Origin of the sequence: Cohnella baijiui, assembly GCF_020731285.1 — a bacterium.
In the GTDB taxonomy this organism is placed as follows: Bacteria; Bacillota; Bacilli; order Paenibacillales; family Paenibacillaceae; genus Cohnella.
Genome location: NZ_JAJFOW010000560.1, coordinates 1 through 207, shown reverse-complemented (window position 1 = coordinate 207; position 207 = coordinate 1). Strand labels below are relative to the sequence as shown.

The following is a 207-nucleotide window of genomic DNA, read 5'->3' as shown; positions in this document are numbered from 1 at the left end:
ATCCTTAGAAAGCATTGCTCAGTTTGCTGGATTTTCAAAGTTTCACTATCATCGTATTTTTCAAAGGGAGGTTGGCGTAACCGCATCTGAATATATTCGCTATCGAAGAATTGCAAATTCAGCTAACATGCTACTTTATACGGATGAAAAAATAATCGATATTGCTTTTTATTATCGCTTTGAAACACAAGAATCTTTTACTCGTTC

At 34.3% G+C, this 207-nt stretch carries 1 protein-coding gene; it reads left to right on the top strand.

The features are described 5' to 3' along the window. On the top strand, positions 1–207 hold a 207-nt coding region (locus LKX83_RS33790; RefSeq protein WP_227887709.1), incomplete at both ends, for a helix-turn-helix transcriptional regulator.